The organism is Paraburkholderia sp. BL17N1 (assembly GCF_003634175.1).
Lineage (GTDB): Bacteria > Pseudomonadota > Gammaproteobacteria > Burkholderiales > Burkholderiaceae > Paraburkholderia.
The window spans coordinates 3,452,042-3,469,545 of record NZ_RBIW01000001.1 but is presented as its reverse complement, the minus strand read 5'-3'; the positions used below and the strand labels follow the sequence as shown (position 1 = coordinate 3,469,545).

The following is a 17,504-nucleotide window of genomic DNA, read 5'->3' as shown; positions in this document are numbered from 1 at the left end:
CTGTTTCAGGAAGACGCCGCGAGCAGCGCGCGGAGCCAGGCGCGCAGCGCCGATATCTCCTCCGCGCACACCGAATGCGGCATCGGATACACGCTCCAGTCCACCTGGCAGCCTCGCGTGGTCGCAAAGTCGCGCGCGGCCTCCCCTAACGGGATCGGCAACACGTCGTCGTACATGCCATGCGCGGCAAAGATAGGCGTACCACGGTTCGCCGCGCTAAAACGGCTGTCGATAAAGCTCGGCGACGGCACATAACCCGACAACACGATCAAACCGGCAAGCGTCTCAGGATGCGTCAGCCCCGCCGAATAGGTCATCGCCCCGCCTTGCGAAAAACCCGCGAGAAAGATGTTCGAAGTGGGAATTCCGCGCCGGTTCTGCGCGTCGATCAATTGCCGCACGGTTGCGCAAGACGATTCGATACCCGCTTCGTCAATCTGCTCATTGATGTTCTGAAACGAGCGGATGTCATACCACGCGCGCATTACGTAGCCGTTATTCGCGGTGACGGCAATCTCCGGCGCGTTCGGAAACACGAAGCGCACGGCAGGCGCATTGCCAAGACGCAGTTCGCGCACGAGCGGCACGAAGTCGTTGGCATCGGCGCCGAGACCGTGCATCAGGATCACGGCGAACGTAGGATTCGGCGCGCTTTCAATTTCAATGGTGGGCGGTTGCTCGGTCATGTATCGCGATTACCCGGTTTCAGAAAACGGTCAGAGGATCGGAAAGAGTACCAGCAGGATATACCGGCAGGCGAGACAAGGCGCACCGGGCATCTTCAAAGCCTGTCCCCTCCCGCCTCGGCCCGCGACCCCGCGCGCCCGCGTCCTGCCCGACTCCGCGCCGGCGGCACGACCTCGGCGAGCAGTTCCTCATGCAGTTCCCGCAAGACCTCGACAAACGCCGACGCCAGCCGCTCCCGCGGCCTGTGCGGAGGAAACAGCAGATAGGTCTGAAAGCGCGTGGCCGGCAGGAATGGGCGAATCACGATTTCCGGCCCGGCGAAGTCGCGCGCGACGATGGGATGCGCGAGGGTCACGCCCATGCCGTGGCGGACCATCTCGCAGCACATCGCCGCGTATTGCGCCTCGATCGACATGACGCGCTGCACGCCCGCGCGCTGGAACACTTCGTCCATCAAGGTGCGCGTGCCGTCGCCGTGACACAGCGAAATGAACGGCTCGCCTTCCAGATCCTCCGGCTTGATACTGCGCTTCGCCGCCAGCCGATGCGCCGCCGGCATCACGCAAACGGCAGCCACGTCCGATAGCTGTTCGACCTCGCAATCGGATGCCTCGCTGACATACACCGCCACACCCAGATCGCAGAACTGCGAGGCCGTCCAATGATTGACCGTGCCCGACGTATTCACGTGCAGCGACACGGTGACATCGGGAAACCGCGCGACAAAACGCTTGATGGCGTGCGGCACCAGCGTCATGCCTGCGGACGGCATCGCCGCGATGCGCAGACGGCCGCTGCCGAGATTGCGAATCTGCGCCGCGGCATTCGCCAGACCCTGCAAACCCACAAACGCGCGCTCCACTTCGCGAAAGAACGCTTCGCCCTCGCTCGTGGGAATCAGCCGCACGCCGCTGCGCTGAAAGAGTTGCAGCCCCGTGTCGCGCTCGAGTTGCGCGATCAGACGGCTCACGTTCGGCTGCGACGTGAAGAGCGCCTTGGCCGCGGCGGTCATCGACCCCGACACCATCACCGCGCGGAACGCCTCGATGTGCTTGAGATTCATCCGTATTCTCCCTTAGACGGCACCCTTCAATCCATATCATCCATGCATAGATAGGTATTTTATTCGTATTGGACGGCATGAATAGCCGGCGCGACACTGCATTCCAACGACGGGCAGCGAAGCCCGCGTCCCCACACCGGAACTGGAGATCGTCGTCATGAAAAGAGCGTTGCATCGCCGCCTGTCCGCCTCGTCCCGCCCCACCTTCGCGGCGCTTCTCGCCGCTTCCGCCCTCGCCGCTCCGCTCCTCGCGCAGGCCGACACCACGCTCTATGTCGCCAACGTCGGCGGCTCGAACGAGCAGCTCTACCGGCAGAAAATCATCCCGCCGTTCGAGAAGGCGCATAACGTCAAGATCGTCTACGTCGCCGGCAATTCGAGCGACACGCTTGCCAAGCTGCAGGCGCAGAAAGGCCATCAGCAGATCAACGTCGCGGTAATGGACGACGGCCCCATGTACCAGGCGATGCAGCTCAACCTGTGCGCGAAGCTCGACGACGCGCCCGTGATGAAGGACGTCTACCCGCTCGCGAGGATCGGGCCGAGCGCGATCGGCGTCGGCATGGTGGCGACCGGCATCGGCTATAACGAGGAGGCCTTCAAGAAGGCCGGCCTGCCGCCGCCCGACTCGTGGAAGGCGCTCACCGACAGCCGCATCAAGGGCAAACTCGGCGTGCCGCCGATCACCAATACCTACGGCCTGCATACGCTCGTGATGCTCGCGCGTCTTTCCGGCGGTGGCGAAAAGAACATCGACCCCGGCTTCGCCGCGATGACCAAACAGGTCGCGCCGAACGTGCTGTCCTGGGCGCCGACGCCCGGCGAGATGGACGGCCAGATGCAGTCCGGCGACGTGATCCTCGCGCCGTACGGCAGCGGCCGCGCGGTCGCCTTGCAGAACACCGGCTTCCCGCTCAAGTTCATTTACCCGAAGGAAGGCGCGGTCGCGTTGGAGGTGGCGGCCTGCGCGATTGCGGAGAACGCGCAGCCGCAGTTGTCGCAGCAGTTCGTGCAATACCTGTTGAGCCCGGAAGTGCAGGTCTTGCAGGCCCAAGGCATCGGTCTGGGTCCGGTCAACAAGACCGTCAAGCTCACGCCTGAGATCGCCGCGCGCGTGCCCTACGGTCCCGAGCAGATCTCGAAGCTGACCGCGATGGACTGGACCACGATCAACCAGCACCGGACCGAATGGACCGAGCGCTGGAACCGTTCGGTCGAACGCTGAAATGCGGCACCCAGTGAGGCACCAAACGCGGACCCAGGCGCGGCACCAGCGGGTTCCTCGCGCGACGCGCGATCTGATGAAGGAGCGAGGCGCATGGCCTTCCTGACTCTGCAAGGCATCTCGAAACGCTACGGCGATTTTACGGCGGTCGATCAACTCGATCTCGCGGTCGAACGCGGCGAATTGCTGTCGCTGCTCGGACCCTCCGGCTGCGGCAAGACCACCACGCTGCAAATGGTCGCGGGCTTCGTCACGCCGACCACCGGCCGCATTCTGCTCGATGGCCGCGACATCACCAGCGAACGTCCCGAGAAGCGCGGCATCGGCGTGGTGTTCCAGAGCTATGCGCTGTTTCCGCACATGACGGTGGCGGGCAACGTCGGCTTCGGGCTGGAGATGCGCAAGGTCAAACGCAAGGAGCGCGACGAGCGCGTCGCCGAAGCGCTTTCCCTCGTGCGCCTGAAAGGCCTCGGCCACCGCTATCCGAAGGAACTGTCGGGTGGCCAGCGTCAGCGTGTGGCGATTGCGCGCGCCATCGCCATGCAGCCGGAACTGCTGCTGCTCGACGAGCCGATGTCCAATCTCGACGCCAAGCTGCGCGAAGAGATGCACATCGAACTGCGCGCGATCCAGAAGCGCCTCGGCATCACGACGATTCTCGTCACGCACGATCAGGTCGAAGCGATGACCATGAGCGACCGCATCGCGGTGATGCATCGCGGCGCGATTGCGCAACTGAGCACGCCGTATGACGCGTACGAGCGCCCCGCCACGCCGTTTGCTTCGACGTTCCTCGGCCGCACCAATGCGCTTTCGGGCGAGGTGCTGCGCCGCAATCCGCGCTGCGCGGAAGTCGCCGTGGCCGGCACGACGCTGCATGTGCCGCACGAAGGCCGTCATGTCGACGGCACGGTGAACGTTTATATCCGCCCGGAAAAGGTTCATCTGGCCAATGGCGAGGCCCGCCTGCGCGGCCGCATCGCGACGCGCGTGTTCGTCGGCAATCAGTGGCTGCTCGAAGTGGACACCGAACTCGGCAAGCTGCGCGTCGCGCAGCCGAACCATGGCGCGCCGCCGCCCGAGGAAGGCCACGAAGTCGGCCTCGCATGGACCGACGACGACCTGCGCGTGCTCACGCAAGACACTCCGGAGAGCGCTCATGGCCACGCTTGACGACGCCCGCCCCGGCGCCGCGCCGTGGCTGCTGTCGGGGCCCGCGCTGCTGCTGTTCGTCGGCCTGTTGCTGGTGCCGCTGCTGCTCACGCTGATGCTGTCGTTCCGCGTGTTCAGCGATACGGCCGGCGTCACGGCCGCCTATACGTTCGCGAACTATTGGGAAGTGGTTAGCGATCCGTACTACGGCACGATCTTTCTGCGCACCGCCGGCCTCGCCTTCGCCGTCACGCTGCTGTCCATCGTGCTCGGCGTGCCGGAGACCATCGTGCTCGCGCGCATGAAGCGGCCATGGCAGTCGCTGTGTCTGCTAGTCGTGCTCGGTCCGCTGCTCATCTCCGTGGTGGTGCGCACGCTCGGCTGGCAGATCCTGCTCGGCAACAACGGCGTGCTGAACAACTTGCTCCAGGCGCTGCATGTGACGGACGAACCCATCCGTCTCGTCTTCACCATGACGGGCATGATCATCGCGCTCACGCATGTGCTGGTGCCCTTCATGGTGATGTCGGTGTGGGCGACCATGCAGAAACTCGACCCGCAAGTGGAATGGGCCGGCCGCTCGCTCGGCGGCTCGCCGTTCGCGGTGTTTCGCCGCGTAGTGCTGCCGCAGATCATGCCGGGCGTGCTGTCGGGCTCGATCATCGTATTCGCCTTGTCGGCATCGGCGTTCGCCACGCCGGCGCTGATCGGCGGCCGGCGCCTCAAGGTGGTCGCCACCGCCGCTTACGACGAGTTCCTCGGCACGCTCAACTGGCCGCTCGGCGCGAGCATCGCCGTGCTGCTGCTGATCGCCAACGTGGCGATCGTGATGGGCTGCAGCCGCCTCGCCGAGCGCCGCTTCCAGCACATCTTCGATTGAGCGAGGGAGAGCGATCATGAAACAGAACGGCATTCTCGGGCTCGTCTACAACGCATTCTTTCTGACCTTCATCCTCGCGCCGCTCGTGGTGGTGGTGATGGTGGCCTTCACCGACAAGGGCTTCATCTCGATGCCTTTCGATGGCGCGTCGCTGCGCTGGTTCCGCGCGATCATCGAAAACGGCGACATCGTCGCGGCGTTCTGGCTGTCGGTGCGGCTCGCGTTCGCGGCGGCGAGCATCGGCGTGCTGCTCGCGGTGCCCGCCGCGCTGGCGATCGCGCGCTATCGCTTCCCGGGCCGCGCCGCGCTCACCAGCTTCTTCCTCTCACCGATGATGATTCCCGCTGTCGTGCTCGGCATCGCGTTCCTGCGCTTTCTGTCGCTGCTGCATCTGTCGGGCTCGTTCTGGTCGCTGGTCTGCGCGCACGTGATCATCGTGCTGCCGTATGCGTTGCGGCTTGCGCTGTCGTCGGCCGTCGGGCTCGATCGCGATGCCGAGCGCGCCGCGCTCTCCTGTGGCGCGAGCCGCTTCACCGCGTTTCGCCGCGTCGTCCTGCCGATGATCCGCACCGGCGTGGCGGGCGGCTGGGTGCTCTCGTTCATCCAGAGTTTCGACGAACTGACCATGACCATCTTCGTCGCAACGCCGGGCACGACCACACTGCCCGTGGCCATGTACAACCAGATCGCGCAGACGATCGATCCGCTGGTCGCTTCGGTGTCGGCGGTGCTGATCGTCGGCACGGTCCTTCTGATGATCCTGCTCGACCGCATGGTCGGACTGGATCGCATTCTGATCGGAGAAACCCGATGACATTGACTAACACCGCCAGCCCCGACGTGCTGGTGCTCGGCGGCGGCCTGGTCGGTTCGGCCGTGGCCTACGGACTCGCCCGCGAAGGCGCGCGCGTGACCGTGCTCGACGAGGACGACGGCGGTTTGCGCGCGTCGCGCGGCAATTTCGGCCTCGTCTGGATTCAGGGCAAGGGCTACGGCCTGTCGCCTTATGCACGCTGGTCGCGCAGTTCGGCCACGCGCTGGCCGGGACTCGCGCAGGCGCTGCTGGACGAAACCGGCGTGGACGTGGCGTTGCGCCAGCCGGGCGGCTTTCACTTCTGCTTCAACGACAACGAACTCGCCGAACGCGACAAACGCCTCTCGACGCTGCAAGCCGAACTGGGCGATTACCCGTATCAGATGCTCGATGCCGCCGAAGTCCGCGCGCGCATTCCGCACATCGGCCCGGCGGTGATCGGCGCGAGCTATTCGCCGATGGACGGTCACGTCAATCCGCTCAAGCTGCTGCGCGGGCTGCATACCGCCATGCAGGCGCGGGGCGTGCGGCTCGTGTCGGGCGAACGCGCGGAGCGCATCGAGCCGCAAGCGCAGGGCTTCGTCGTGCACGGCAGACGCGGGACGTATCGCGCGTCGCGCGTGGTGCTCGCCGCGGGACTCGGCAATCGCGCGCTCGCGCCGTTCGTCGGACTCGACGCTCCGGTCGCGCCCAATCGCGGGCAAGTGCTGGTGAGCGAACGCGTCGCTCGCTTTCTCGACTATCCGACGCTCAACGTTCGCCAGACCGACGAGGGCAGCGTGCAGTTCGGCGATTCCATGGAAGAAGTCGGCTTCAACGATTTCACCACCACGCACGTGCTGACCGACATCGCCCGGCGTGGCGTGCGCGCCTTCCCGATGTTGCAGCACGTACGGCTCGTGCGCATGTGGGCCGCGTTGCGCGTCTACAGCCCCGACGGCTTCCCGATCTACGACCGCTCCGCGGCGCACCCCGGCGCGTTCGTCGTGACCTGCCATAGCGGCGTGACGCTGGCGGCCGCGCATGCGCTGCGCGTCGCGCCGTGGATCATGGGCGCGCCGATGCCCGACGAACTGCCCCATTTTTCCGCGCGCCGCTTCGAGCACGCCGGTGAACTGACTCCCGCTCATTGAATCCGACATGACTACCCAATCCACTCACACGCTTTTCAAGCCGTTGCCGGGCGCGCAAGGCTCGGCCGCCACGCACGTCGCCATCTGGTTCAACGACCGGCCGCTGTCCGTGCCGGGCGGCCGCTCGGTCGCGGCGGCCCTGCTTGCGGCGGGCGTATCGCGCTTTCGCGCGACGCCCGTCTCTGGCGCAGCGCGCGCGCCCTTCTGCATGATGGGCGCGTGCTTCGACTGCCTCGTCGAGATCGACGGCATGCCGAGCCGTCAGGCCTGCATGGTCGAAGTCAAAGCCGGCATGCGCATCCGCTCGCAGGAAGGCGCACGCGATCTGCCGCCGTTGGGCGCGACTGCCCCGACCGACGCATCGCTGGAGAATGCCCATGAGCGCTGATTTCGCTTCCGAAGCCGTCGACATCGTCGTGATCGGCGCCGGTCCCGCCGGCATGAGCGCGGCGACGCGCGCGGCCCGCGCCGGCCTCTCAACGGTGCTGATCGACGAACAGGACGCCGTGGGCGGCCAGATCTATCGCGCCATCGGCCGAGCCGACGCACGCCGCAAGGAGATTCTCGGGCCGGACTACGCGGCGGGCGCCGCCATTGCCGAAGCATTCGCCGCTTCGGGCGCGCGGCACCTGACCCAGGCGACGGTATGGCAAGTCACGCGCGAGCGCGGCGTCAATTATCTGCGGGACGGCAAGATCGGCAGCTTCGACGCGCAACGCGTGATTCTCGCCAGCGGCGCGCTGGAGCGGCCCTTTCCGATTCCCGGCTGGACGCTGCCTGGCGTGCTGACGGCGGGCGCGGCGCAGATCCTGTTGAAGAGCGCGGGCGAAGTACCTGCCGCGCCGCCGGTGCTCGCGGGCTGCGGGCCGCTGCTGTATCTGCTCGGCTGGCAATACGTGCGCGCCGGCGTGCCGATCCGCGCGCTGGTCGATACCACGCGCCATGAAGACCGCTGGCGCGCGAAGCGGCATGCGTTGGCGGCGCTGCGCGCGTGGCCGTTCCTGAGCAAAGGCTTGCAACTGATTCGCACGCTGCGCGAAGCGAACGTGCCGATCTTCGAGGCCGCCGACAATCTGCGCGTGGAAGCGCGCATCGGTACGGATCATGTCGAGCGTGCCGCCGCGCTGCACTTCACGACGCAAGGCACCGCGCATCGTATCGAAGCCGATGTGATCCTGCTGCATCAGGGCGTCGTGCCGAACACGCAATTCACGCAGGCGCTGCGCGCCACGCACCGCTGGGACGACGCACAACTGTGTTTCACCCCGAAAGTCGACGCGTGGGGTGAACTGGACGTGCCCGGCATCTTTGTCGCGGGCGATGGCGCGGGCATCGGCGGCGCGCAGGCGGCGGCCTTGCAGGGTGCGCTCGCGGGTCTCGCGGCGGCCGCGCAGCTCGGCGCGCTGACGGCCGAGGTACGCGATGCCGAAGCCGTCGCACATCGCCGCGCGCTCGCGGGCGTCATGCGCATCCGGCCGTTTCTCGACAGCCTGTATCGTCCGCGCGACGTCAACCGCATTCCGCGCGACGAGACCATCGTCTGCCGTTGCGAGGAAGTCACCGCGGGCGAGTTGCGCAAGTTCGTCGAACTCGGCTGCGTCGGTCCGAATCAGGCGAAGTCGTTCGGACGCTGCGGCATGGGTCCGTGTCAGGGACGCATGTGCGGTCTCACGGTGACTGAAGTGATCGCCGATGCGCGCCGCGTCTCGCCCGCCGAAGTCGGCTATTACCGCATCCGTCCACCGATCAAGCCGCTCACGCTTGGAGAACTCGCCGGTGAGTGACACGACCGACATCCAGGAAGCCGATGTCCTCGTGGTCGGTGGCGGCCTGCACGGCACGAGCAGCGCGTTCCATCTGGCGCGGCGCGGTGCGAAGGTAATCGTGCTCGAAACCGACTACGTGGCGCGTCATGCGTCGGGCGTGAACGCGGGCGGCGTGCGCACGCTGGGCCGACCGTTGCCCGAGATTCCGCTCGCGCTGATGTCGCGGGAAATCTGGCACGGCATGAGCGATCTGCTCGGCGAGAACAGCGGCTTCGTGGCATCCGGCCAGTTGAAGATCGCCGAAACGGATGACGAACTCGACGCTTGCCGCCAGCGCGTCGCGCAGCTCGAATCGCATGGATTCACGCACGAGAAGGTGATCGATCGCGACACCGTGCTCGAACTCGAACCGGCGCTCGCGCGGCATGTCACCGGCGGCATCTGGGTCGAGCGCGACGGCTACGCGCTGCCTTATCGCACCACCACGGCATTCCGGCTCGCCGCGCAGCGGCTCGGCGCACGTTTTCTGGAAGGCACGCCGGTGCGGCGCATCGAGCAGCGCGGCACAAGGTGGTTCGCCGTCACGCCGCACGGCACGTTCAGCGCGAACCAGTTGCTCGTCACCGCGGGCGCATGGTCCGGCGAGTTGGCGAAGCAGGTCGACGAGAGCGTGCCGGTGCATCCCGAAGGTTTGATGCTGATGGTCACGCAGCGTGTGGCGCCCTTCTGCCGCGCGACGCTCGGCGCAACAGGCCGGCCATTGTCCTTCAAGCAGTTCGACAACGGCACGGTGGTGATCGGCGGCAAACTGATTGGCATCGCGGATCTGGCGAATCGTCACGGCGAAGTCGATTTTGCCCGCCTCGTGCGCAGCGCGCGAACCGTGACGGATCTGTTTCCTCACCTGCGCCATCTCGGCGTGAACCGCGCGTGGGCCGGCGTCGAAGCTTTTACGGAAGATGAACTGCCGGTCATTTCCGCGAGCCGCAAGGCGTCGAATCTGTATTACTCGTTCGGCTATTGCGGCAGCGGCTTCCAACTCGGGCCGGGTTGCGGCCAACTCATGTCCGAACTGATGCTGGACGGCAAACCCTCGCTTTCGCTCGATGCGTTTGCCATCGATCGTTTTGGCCGCACGACCGCGGCTTCCCGCCCTGGCGCTTCGCATCTCGTTGCGCATTGACCTGTTTTTTTCCGTCGAGCCCTTCAGTCGAAGCGCGCGGCGGCCTCGTTCGCCTTTTCAAATGGAGAGATTGTCATGACCGATATCGTTCGTATCGACACCAACCAACGTATGAGCCGCGTCGTCAAAGCAGGCGGCCTCGTGTTCGTCGGCGGCCAGACTTCCGCCGATCACACCCCGGACGTCAAACTTCAGACCGCGAAGGTGCTGGAAAAGATCGACGGCTATCTGGAGAAGGCGGGCATCGACAAGACGCGCCTCGTTTCCGCACAAGTCTGGCTCGCGGACATTGGCCGCGATTTCGCCGGCATGAACGAGGTGTGGGACGCGTGGGTTCCGCAAGGTCACGCACCCGCACGCGCGACGGTGCAAGCGAAGCTTGCCGCGCCCGAGCTGCTGGTGGAGATCGCGGTCGTGGCGCTGGGTTGAGTAACGCAGTTAGCGCAACCGCGCCGTGCTGATCACGGCGTGCCGATGCCTCGCCGCCGGATCCATCAGGTTGGCGAGCGGCCCGTCACCAGGGCACGGCGCGTCCGAGATAGTCGAGGTAATGCAAACCCGCGCGCCCTTCGTAAGCCTCGATGGTATTGACGAGGTTCGGAATGCTTTCCTCGATGGTCAAGCGCGCCGTAGGGCCACCCATATCTGTCTGCACCCATCCGGGCGCCATGAGCAGAAGGCTGCGCGGATAACTCGCGCTACGCGCCGCGAAGGTACGCATGAACATGTTCAATGCGGCCTTGCTCCCTCGGTAGACTTCATAGTTCGCGTTGGTGGCATTGGTGATACTGCCCTGCCCCGACGACATGACACCGATCGTTCCATCCGGCGGGACCAGGTCCTGAAACGCATCGATGACCCTCATCGGACTCAGCGAGTTCGTGACCATCACGCGCACAAATTCCTCGGTCGAGACGTCCGCCAGCGTTTCACGATCGTCGTTCTTCACGCCCGCGTTCACGAAAAGCACATCGACACGCCGACCTTCAAGGCGGGCGCGCAGCGCTGCGATCTGCCCGGGAATCGTGATATCCACAGTCTCCACTTCGAGCGCACCAGCGCAAGCGTTGGCAAGATGCTGAAGCTTTTCTGTAGAGGCAGCTCGCCCGGTAGCGATGACTCGGTAGCCGCGCTTCAAAAACTCCTCGGCCATCGCCAGGCCAAGGCCGCGCGAGGCGCCGATAAGGAGAACGGTTTTCTGCGAAGGTGTGTCTTGCATTGGCATCCTCGATAAACAAAGCTGCTCTCGAACCTGAGTAACGAGAGCGATCCTGTCGGGTCGATCACGCAAACCAATGTAGTGGTTCATCGGGCATGGCGGAAGCCGCACTGAATGCACTTAATATATGCATCGAACGCCCTACCTCACCTTGCTTACCACGATCAAGCGATGCCAGAACCGGACCTCAATCTACTCTTCGCGCTCGATGCGTTGCTGACCGAGAAAAACGTCACACGTGCCGCTCGATCGTTGCATCTCAGCGCGTCCGCGATGAGCCGCACGCTGACCCGCCTTCGCACCGCGACCGGCGATCCATTGCTGGTGCGGGCGGGGCGCACTATGGTGCTGACTCCGCATGCCGAAGCGATTCGGGAGCAAACACAAAACATCGTTCTCGAGGCGCGTTCGTTGCTTTGTCCGTCGTCGACGGCAGCAGATTTTTCAACGCTGCGCAGAACCCTGAGGATTCGTGCCAATGAAGCTTTCGTGGAAGCCTTCGGCGCAGCATTGATTGCTGAAGTGAGCGCGATTGCGCCGCTCGTGCGTCTGCACTTTTCCTCCAAATCGGAAAAGAGCGCGGAGTTTCTGCGAAATGGTTCGGCCGATCTCGAGATCGGCGTGCTGGAAGAAATGGGACCTGAAATTCGCGTGCGGGCGCTGTTTCGAGACCGCTACGTGGCTGTGGTCAGAAAGGGGCATCCCCTTGACATGAAACAGGACGTGACTACCGAACAATACGCAGCATTTGGCCACGTGGTCGCGCCGCACGGTCGCCAGATAATTGATTCGCTTGACGCCGCGATTGCCTTGCTGGGATTGGAGCGAACGACTATGGCGGTCGTGCCGAGTTTTCCGGCCGCGTTGGCGGTGGCGCGAGCATCCGATCTGGTCGCGCTCCTGCCCGCATCTTTCGTGAACGCCCAGCAGAGCGAATCCGTCCACTCTTTTGAGCTTCCCGTAACCACAGATCGCTTTACGATTTCCCAGATGTGGCATCCCCGTTTAGAGAATGATCCGGTTCATCGCTGGTTTCGGCAATTGGTTCTCGACGTATGCCGTCGGCAGGTGCCGTTCTGAACGCAAGCGGAAGCCCGCAACAGCTCATGAAGACTCCGTGTCACCGGCATTGCGCGCGCTACACAGTCGCCACGCGGACTTTGGCGCAGCGACGGTCTCGCCGACGTGGCGCCACCAGCGTTCGCCGCGATGCGGCGCGCTCAGATCCAGCCGTTCGCCCATGCGTGGCGTCGACAACGCGACACCGCGCGCAAGGGCCAGTGCCATCACCCTTTCGAACGGCTCCTGCCAGCGGTGCATGGCGAGGTCGAAGGTGCCGTTGTGAATCGGCACGAGCCAACGGCCGCGCAGATCGATGTGCGTCTGCACGGTTTCTTCGGGCTGCATGTGAACGTACGGCCACTGCGCATCGTAAGCGCCCGTCTCGACCAGCGTGACGTCGAACGGCCCAAGCCGCTCGCCGATCGTCCTGAAACCATCGAAGTAGCCCGTATCGCCGCTGAAGAACACGCGCAGATCATCGTCGACGATCACCCACGATGCCCACAACGTACTGTTGCCGTCGAACAGGCTGCGGCCGGAAAAGTGCTGCGCGGGCGCAGCGCTGAACTGCACACCGTCGACCTCGGTGCCCTGCCACCAATCGAACTGCCGCACCTTCGACGCGTCGATGCCCCATTCGATCAGCCGGTCGCCGACGCCGAGCGGCGTCAGAAACACGCCGGTGGTCTCCGCGAGCGCGAGCACGGTTTCGCGATCCAGGTGATCGTAGTGATCGTGCGACAGGATCACGCCGCGCAACGGCGGCAAATCGGCGAGCGCGATCGGCGGCGCATGGAAGCGCTTCGGGCCGAGATGCCGGAACGGCGAGGCACGTTCGGCGAACACCGGATCGGTCAGCCAGAACTGGCCGCGCAGCTTCAGCAGCATCGTCGAATGGCCGAGCCGGTAGAGGCTGCGGTCGGGCGCCGCATCGAGCTGCGCGCGCGTCAGCGCGTCGACGGGCAACGCCTCGGCCGGCACGGTGCCGCTCGGCTTGTTGAGCAACACGTTCCACACAATGCCGAGCGTCTTGCGCAGGCCTTCAGTGGGACGCGGCTTGACGTTGCGAAAGCGTTCGCCGTCGTGCTGCGGCGAGGTGCTGGACAACGCGCGGCCGCGACGCGCGGCGGTAAAGCCGAGCACGCGGCTCACAAGAGCGGGAAGCGACGTCATGAGGTAGGCCGTCCAAAGAAAAATGTACACTCGGCAGTGTAGTTTGTTTTCGAGAAAAGTAAACTGCCCGGTGTAAAATCTCTCGATGGATCCAAGTACCACTCACCAACGCCTGACTGACCGCAAGCGTGTCGCCATCGTCGGCGCCGCGATCGAGGAATTCCTCGCGGCCGGTTACGACGCGACCAGCATGGACCGTATCGCCGCCCGCGCGAATGTCTCGAAACGTACGGTCTACAACCATTTCCCGAGCAAGGAAGCGCTTTTTGCGGCGATTCTCCATCAGCTATGGGACGCGAGCCAGAGTGGCGATGCACCCGCCTACCGCGCCGACCAGCCATTGCGCACACAGTTGCTCGACCTGTTGGGCCGCAAGCTGCGGCTGCTGAACGACGAGTCCTTCCTGTCGCTGGCACGTGTGGCGATCGCGGCCGGCATCCATTCGCCGGAACGAGCGCGAGACATGGTCGCCCGACTCGGTGAACGCGAGGAAGACCTGACCGTGTGGATCCGCGCTGCCGCCGCCGACGGCCGCCTCAAGACCGACGATCCGCTCTTCGCGGCGCTGCAGATGCAGGCGCTGGTGAAGGCTTTCGCCTTCTGGCCGCAGGTGACGATGGGCCAGGCGCCGCTCGGCGAACTGGAGCAAAAGCGGGTCGCGGAATCGGCCGCTGACATGTTCCTCGCACGCTATGCATGAGCGGACCGCCGGGCCGCCTGCATGGGCATAAAGCCCGGCCAAACGCCATGTACGAGCGTCTACAATCAAGATTTTCGACCCGTTCAAACTGTGCCGATGTCCCAAAAGATCGACTACCTCAACCCCGCCCTTCCGGCCGGCCTCCGGCGCGTATCGATGCCCGTGGTCGACGCCACGCCGGCAACGCTCGATGGATTTGGCCGGCTCGTAGCGGACCCGAGCGAGTGTCCGATCGAGATCGTGCAGTGGCCGTCGGTGGGCTCGCGGCCCATCGACCCCGGAACCGGCGATGAGGCCGGCACCACCGAAGGCACGTTCGTAAGCGAATGGCGCGGCGACATTCTCTACGGCCGCAACGAGGCTGTGGGCGGCCACTACGTTCTTGCCTACGCAACCGAGCCTGAAGCCGCGCGCGACGACAGCGCCCACGCACCGGAACGCATGTTGCTGTGGCACGCGAACTACCATCCGGATGGCGGCCAACTGTTCTTTCCGCTGGACCATCGCCCGTTCTACGTTCCCCTGGCATTGCCCGGCGACGACATCGCGCCGGAGAAGTTCGTGTGCTTTCGCTTCGACGGCAAGCAAGGGCTCTACATTCATCCGGGCATCTGGCATGAAGGGGTGTTCACGCTTGAAGGGACGCAGCGGTTCTTCGATAAGCAGGGCGCGGTCCACGCACGGGTCTCTGTCGACTTTGCCCGCGAGTTCGGTTGCCTGCTCGAGGCGCCGATCGTGCGTGACGTCCCACTGTCCGGGCGAAGCGGCGACCGCCTGTAGCGGTAGGAAGAACGAGGTGATGGCGCAGCGCTTGCGGAAAGCGGAGGTGTTGTGGCAGCGCATGTGGGCGCGCCGCGGATGTAGAAAAGGCCACGTTCCCTTACGGAACGTGGCCTTATTTCCTGGTGCGTGAGGCCGGACTCGAACCGGCACACCATTTCTGGCGTCAGGACCTAAACCTGGTGCGTCTACCAATTTCGCCACTCACGCGAATTTTTACTGCAGGCAGGACCACTGCGGTCTCGCAAGCGAAACAACTCGCCGCAATTCCAGCAACAGCCTTTTATTCTACGCGGGTTCCAACAACTTTAACCCCGCCACCGCCCGCGCAGGCGGGCATGACACACTGCGCCTGCCTGTTGTTCCGCGTGCTGTCAGCCGCGTCGAAAACACGCGCCCGAAAGCGTAAGCGCGAGATTCTAACCGATTGATTCGCGCTTGTCTGCATTTGCCCGGCATCTGTCCGGACGGCGCCGATGCTACAATTTTTGGCTTGACGCACGCCCAGCGTGCGCCCTCTTCGCCTGCCCTTCCCCAAAACCAATCCCGTGAATTTCGACGAATATTGCCAGCAGAAAGCGGCGCCGCCCGGATCGAGTACTTACTATGCACTTCGGCAGGCGCCCGCAGCCAGCCAGCCGCTGTTGACCGCGCTGTTCGCACTGCGCCGCGAGTTCGAGGAAACGGTCAAGGAGACCAGCGATCCGGCCATCGGCCGCACGAAACTCGCGTGGTGGCAGAACGAACTCGCCGCGCTGGCGTCGGGCTCGCCGTCGCATCCGGTGTCCAAGGCGCTGGCCGCCTACCTGCCCGACGTGAAGGCCGAATACCCGATGCTGCAAGCCTTGCTTGCCGGCTTCGAGATGGATCTCGACCAGGCGCGCTACCTCGACTATCCGAATCTGCTGCGCTATGTGCAAGGCGTTGGCGGCACGTTCGCGTCGCTGGTCGCGCGCGCCACGGCGAAAGATGCCGCGCAGGCGTCGAACTGGTCCGCGGCGCTCGGCGAGGCGCTGCTGCTCGCGCAGTTCGTTGTCGAAACGGGCAATGACGCGCGCCATGGCCGCATCTACATTCCCATCGACGAAATGCAGCGCTTCAATGTGACCGCTGCGGATCTGATCAATCGAAAATATAGCGACGCGTTCACCGAGTTGATGCGCTTCGAGACGAAGCGCGCTCGCGACGCGTTGCAGACCGCGCTCCGCGCCGTGCCCGCCGTCGAGCGCCGCTCGCAGCGCACGCTCGTCGCGCAGGTTGCCTTGGCGTTGGCTCTGCTGGATGAAATCGAACGCGACGGCTATCACGTTCTGCATCAGCGCATCGCGTTGACGCCGATTCGCAAGCTTTGGATCGCATGGCGCGCGAAGTAAACGGAGCTACTGGCGCGCCGGCTTCACGCGAGTCGCGTTCAGCACGTCGTCATGCGCGTAACAACGGCAGCGGTTCGAACCGCTGCTGCAGGATCGTCGACGCGTCGAGTCCCCACCAAGGCCCGAGCACGGTGGCGTAAAGCTGCCGGAAATCGACGCCGACCGGCAAGTTGCCATTGCCGTCGAGTCGCGCGAGCACCGGGGGCACGCCGTATAGGCCGCCGCGCACGCGTCCGCCCACGACGAAATGCGGCGCCACGGTGCCGTGATCGGTGCCGTTGCTCTGATTCTCACGCGGACGCCGGCCGAACTCGGCATAGGTCATCACCAACGTATCGTCCCAACGGCCAAGCTCGACAAGCGCCGACTTCATCGACATCAACCCTTCCGCGAGCTGCTTGAGCAGCGCCGCCTGTTGACCCGGCTGGTTCTGGTGCGTGTCGAAACCGTTCAGCGTGAGACGGATCACCGCCACGCCTTGGCCTCGCTGCGGCGATTCCTGCTGGGCGCTGCGTGGAGCAACGTCTTTTGGAACTTCGCCGGCTGTCAGCACCTGCATCGCCGTTCTGATCGAACTGCCGAACGCGCCGCCGGGAAACACGGTCTTCAACGGCGCCTGCCCTTGCGCGGGGCGTAGCCGGTCGGCGGCTTTCACGATATCGTTTTCGACGTCGAGAATATGCGCCAGTTCGGGATTGCGCTCGTGCAGCGATACCGCTGTGGCAAGCCGCGAGGCCTTCACGAACTGCGCCGGATTGACCAGCGCGATAGCGCGCGCGCCGTTCGCGAGCGGCCCCATCTCGGCGCTGCCGATCACCACGCCGTCGGCGGCAAAACCGGCGGGCACCGGCGTCTGCGCAAATGCGCGCGTCAGCCACCCCTCGCGCAGATACTGGTCGGAACGCGACGCCGTGTCCCAGATTTCGATCGAGCGGAAGTGTGACAGGTTCGGTTGCGCATAGCTCACGCCCTGCACGATCGCCAGTTGCTGGTCACGCCATAGCGGCATCAACGCTTGCAAGGACGGATGCAGCGCGGTGCGCTCGTCGAGTTGAATGACCTGCTCGCGTTTGATGCCGATGTTCTTGCGCAACTGGTAGTACGTGGGATCGGCAAAGGGAATCACCGTATTCAAACCGTCGTTGCCGCCCTTCAGTTCGACGAGAATCAGCAGGTTGTCGTAGCCGCGTGCGGAAGACGCGCCCGGCGCCGCCATCGGCGCGCCGAATGCGCGGGGCAGCCAGAGGGTCGCGCTCGCGGCCGCGCTCATCGAGAGAAAGCTGCGTCGTTTCAT

At 64.8% G+C, this 17,504-nt stretch carries 18 protein-coding genes and 1 tRNA gene; 13 read left to right on the top strand and 6 right to left on the bottom strand.

Annotation, left to right across the window (positions count from 1 at the left end; genetic code table 11):
* Positions 1-5 precede the first annotated feature (5 nt).
* Positions 6-686, bottom strand: a complete 681-nt coding sequence (locus tag B0G82_RS15690; protein WP_121307884.1) for an alpha/beta hydrolase — start codon at positions 684-686, stop codon at positions 6-8.
* 95 nt (positions 687-781) lie between these two features.
* Positions 782-1,750, bottom strand: coding sequence for a LysR substrate-binding domain-containing protein (locus B0G82_RS15685; protein WP_121307883.1), 969 nt, complete (start codon positions 1,748-1,750; stop codon positions 782-784).
* A 157-nt stretch (positions 1,751-1,907) separates the two neighbouring features.
* Here B0G82_RS15685 and B0G82_RS15680 point away from each other — a divergent pair, with 157 nt between their 5' ends.
* From B0G82_RS15680 to B0G82_RS15640, 9 genes are all read left to right on the top strand, one after another.
* A complete protein-coding gene (locus B0G82_RS15680; protein WP_116141228.1) occupies positions 1,908-2,975 on the top strand; it encodes an ABC transporter substrate-binding protein in 1,068 nt (355 codons plus the stop codon).
* Between the two features lie 93 nt (positions 2,976-3,068).
* Positions 3,069-4,148 (top strand): ABC transporter ATP-binding protein, encoded by a 1,080-nt coding sequence (locus B0G82_RS15675; RefSeq protein WP_116141226.1) that lies wholly within the window; start codon positions 3,069-3,071, stop codon positions 4,146-4,148.
* Positions 4,135-5,007, top strand: coding sequence for an ABC transporter permease (locus B0G82_RS15670; RefSeq protein WP_121307882.1), 873 nt, complete (start codon positions 4,135-4,137; stop codon positions 5,005-5,007). The genes B0G82_RS15675 and B0G82_RS15670 overlap by 14 nt, the downstream gene beginning before the upstream one ends.
* A gap of 16 nt (positions 5,008-5,023) precedes the next feature.
* Positions 5,024-5,821, top strand: coding sequence for an ABC transporter permease (locus B0G82_RS15665; RefSeq protein ID WP_106283491.1), 798 nt, complete (start codon positions 5,024-5,026; stop codon positions 5,819-5,821).
* Positions 5,818-6,954 carry an FAD-dependent oxidoreductase gene (locus tag B0G82_RS15660; RefSeq protein WP_121307881.1) on the top strand — a complete coding sequence of 379 codons (1,137 nt, stop codon included), beginning with the start codon at positions 5,818-5,820 and terminating at the stop codon, positions 6,952-6,954. Before B0G82_RS15665 ends, B0G82_RS15660 begins: the two co-directional genes overlap by 4 nt.
* 7 nt (positions 6,955-6,961) lie before the next feature.
* The gene (locus B0G82_RS15655) at positions 6,962-7,342 is read left to right on the top strand and encodes a (2Fe-2S)-binding protein (RefSeq protein WP_116141220.1); all 381 of its coding nucleotides are present in this window, start codon (positions 6,962-6,964) and stop codon (positions 7,340-7,342) included.
* Entirely contained in the window at positions 7,332-8,738 is a 1,407-nt protein-coding gene (locus tag B0G82_RS15650; protein WP_121307880.1) for an FAD/NAD(P)-binding oxidoreductase, read from the top strand. The genes B0G82_RS15655 and B0G82_RS15650 overlap by 11 nt, the downstream gene beginning before the upstream one ends.
* On the top strand, positions 8,731-9,903 hold the full coding sequence (locus tag B0G82_RS15645; RefSeq protein ID WP_121307879.1) for an FAD-binding oxidoreductase: 1,173 nt from the start codon (positions 8,731-8,733) through the stop codon (positions 9,901-9,903). The genes B0G82_RS15650 and B0G82_RS15645 overlap by 8 nt, the downstream gene beginning before the upstream one ends.
* 75 nt (positions 9,904-9,978) lie before the next feature.
* Positions 9,979-10,332 carry a RidA family protein gene (locus B0G82_RS15640; RefSeq protein ID WP_116116887.1) on the top strand — a complete coding sequence of 118 codons (354 nt, stop codon included), beginning with the start codon at positions 9,979-9,981 and terminating at the stop codon, positions 10,330-10,332.
* An 85-nt stretch (positions 10,333-10,417) separates the two neighbouring features.
* On the opposite strand, the gene B0G82_RS15635 is transcribed toward B0G82_RS15640, so the two are convergent.
* Positions 10,418-11,122, bottom strand: a complete 705-nt coding sequence (locus B0G82_RS15635; RefSeq protein WP_121307878.1) for an SDR family NAD(P)-dependent oxidoreductase — start codon at positions 11,120-11,122, stop codon at positions 10,418-10,420.
* 171 nt (positions 11,123-11,293) lie between these two features.
* Here B0G82_RS15635 and B0G82_RS15630 point away from each other — a divergent pair, with 171 nt between their 5' ends.
* Positions 11,294-12,202 carry a LysR family transcriptional regulator gene (locus B0G82_RS15630; protein WP_121307877.1) on the top strand — a complete coding sequence of 303 codons (909 nt, stop codon included), beginning with the start codon at positions 11,294-11,296 and terminating at the stop codon, positions 12,200-12,202.
* 24 nt (positions 12,203-12,226) lie between these two features.
* Here the strand turns inward: B0G82_RS15630 and B0G82_RS15625 are convergent, their stop codons facing one another.
* Positions 12,227-13,357, bottom strand: coding sequence for an MBL fold metallo-hydrolase (locus B0G82_RS15625; protein WP_121308714.1), 1,131 nt, complete (start codon positions 13,355-13,357; stop codon positions 12,227-12,229).
* Positions 13,358-13,442: 85 nt separating this feature from the next.
* On the opposite strand from B0G82_RS15625, the gene B0G82_RS15620 reads away from it, so the two are divergent.
* The gene (locus tag B0G82_RS15620) at positions 13,443-14,057 is read left to right on the top strand and encodes a TetR/AcrR family transcriptional regulator (protein WP_116141211.1); all 615 of its coding nucleotides are present in this window, start codon (positions 13,443-13,445) and stop codon (positions 14,055-14,057) included.
* Between the two features lie 96 nt (positions 14,058-14,153).
* Positions 14,154-14,837, top strand: a complete 684-nt coding sequence (locus B0G82_RS15615; protein ID WP_121307876.1) for an ureidoglycolate lyase — start codon at positions 14,154-14,156, stop codon at positions 14,835-14,837.
* 123 nt (positions 14,838-14,960) lie between these two features.
* Here the strand turns inward: B0G82_RS15615 and B0G82_RS15610 are convergent.
* Positions 14,961-15,047, bottom strand: a tRNA-Leu gene (locus B0G82_RS15610).
* Between the two features lie 338 nt (positions 15,048-15,385).
* Between B0G82_RS15610 and B0G82_RS15605 the strand changes: the two genes are divergently transcribed.
* Positions 15,386-16,210, top strand: coding sequence for a squalene/phytoene synthase family protein (locus B0G82_RS15605; RefSeq protein ID WP_121307875.1), 825 nt, complete (start codon positions 15,386-15,388; stop codon positions 16,208-16,210).
* 49 nt (positions 16,211-16,259) lie between these two features.
* Here the strand turns inward: B0G82_RS15605 and B0G82_RS15600 are convergent, their stop codons facing one another.
* Positions 16,260-17,504 carry a DUF1501 domain-containing protein gene (locus tag B0G82_RS15600; RefSeq protein ID WP_121307874.1) on the bottom strand — a complete coding sequence of 415 codons (1,245 nt, stop codon included), beginning with the start codon at positions 17,502-17,504 and terminating at the stop codon, positions 16,260-16,262.

Bases quoted from the DNA above. Each gene is read 5' to 3' on its own strand.
- B0G82_RS15690 (WP_121307884.1), bottom strand. From the start codon at position 686: ATGACCGAGCAACCGCCCACCATTGAAATTGAAAGCGCGCCGAATCCT.
- B0G82_RS15685 (WP_121307883.1), bottom strand. From the start codon at position 1,750: ATGAATCTCAAGCACATCGAGGCGTTCCGCGCGGTGATGGTGTCGGGG.
- B0G82_RS15680 (WP_116141228.1), top strand. From the start codon at position 1,908: ATGAAAAGAGCGTTGCATCGCCGCCTGTCCGCCTCGTCCCGCCCCACC.
- B0G82_RS15675 (WP_116141226.1), top strand. From the start codon at position 3,069: ATGGCCTTCCTGACTCTGCAAGGCATCTCGAAACGCTACGGCGATTTT.
- B0G82_RS15670 (WP_121307882.1), top strand. From the start codon at position 4,135: ATGGCCACGCTTGACGACGCCCGCCCCGGCGCCGCGCCGTGGCTGCTG.
- B0G82_RS15665 (WP_106283491.1), top strand. From the start codon at position 5,024: ATGAAACAGAACGGCATTCTCGGGCTCGTCTACAACGCATTCTTTCTG.
- B0G82_RS15660 (WP_121307881.1), top strand. From the start codon at position 5,818: ATGACATTGACTAACACCGCCAGCCCCGACGTGCTGGTGCTCGGCGGC.
- B0G82_RS15655 (WP_116141220.1), top strand. From the start codon at position 6,962: ATGACTACCCAATCCACTCACACGCTTTTCAAGCCGTTGCCGGGCGCG.
- B0G82_RS15650 (WP_121307880.1), top strand. From the start codon at position 7,332: ATGAGCGCTGATTTCGCTTCCGAAGCCGTCGACATCGTCGTGATCGGC.
- B0G82_RS15640 (WP_116116887.1), top strand. From the start codon at position 9,979: ATGACCGATATCGTTCGTATCGACACCAACCAACGTATGAGCCGCGTC.
- B0G82_RS15635 (WP_121307878.1), bottom strand. From the start codon at position 11,122: ATGCAAGACACACCTTCGCAGAAAACCGTTCTCCTTATCGGCGCCTCG.
- B0G82_RS15630 (WP_121307877.1), top strand. From the start codon at position 11,294: ATGCCAGAACCGGACCTCAATCTACTCTTCGCGCTCGATGCGTTGCTG.
- B0G82_RS15625 (WP_121308714.1), bottom strand. From the start codon at position 13,357: ATGACGTCGCTTCCCGCTCTTGTGAGCCGCGTGCTCGGCTTTACCGCC.
- B0G82_RS15620 (WP_116141211.1), top strand. From the start codon at position 13,443: ATGGATCCAAGTACCACTCACCAACGCCTGACTGACCGCAAGCGTGTC.
- B0G82_RS15615 (WP_121307876.1), top strand. From the start codon at position 14,154: ATGTCCCAAAAGATCGACTACCTCAACCCCGCCCTTCCGGCCGGCCTC.
- B0G82_RS15600 (WP_121307874.1), bottom strand. From the start codon at position 17,504: ATGAAACGACGCAGCTTTCTCTCGATGAGCGCGGCCGCGAGCGCGACC.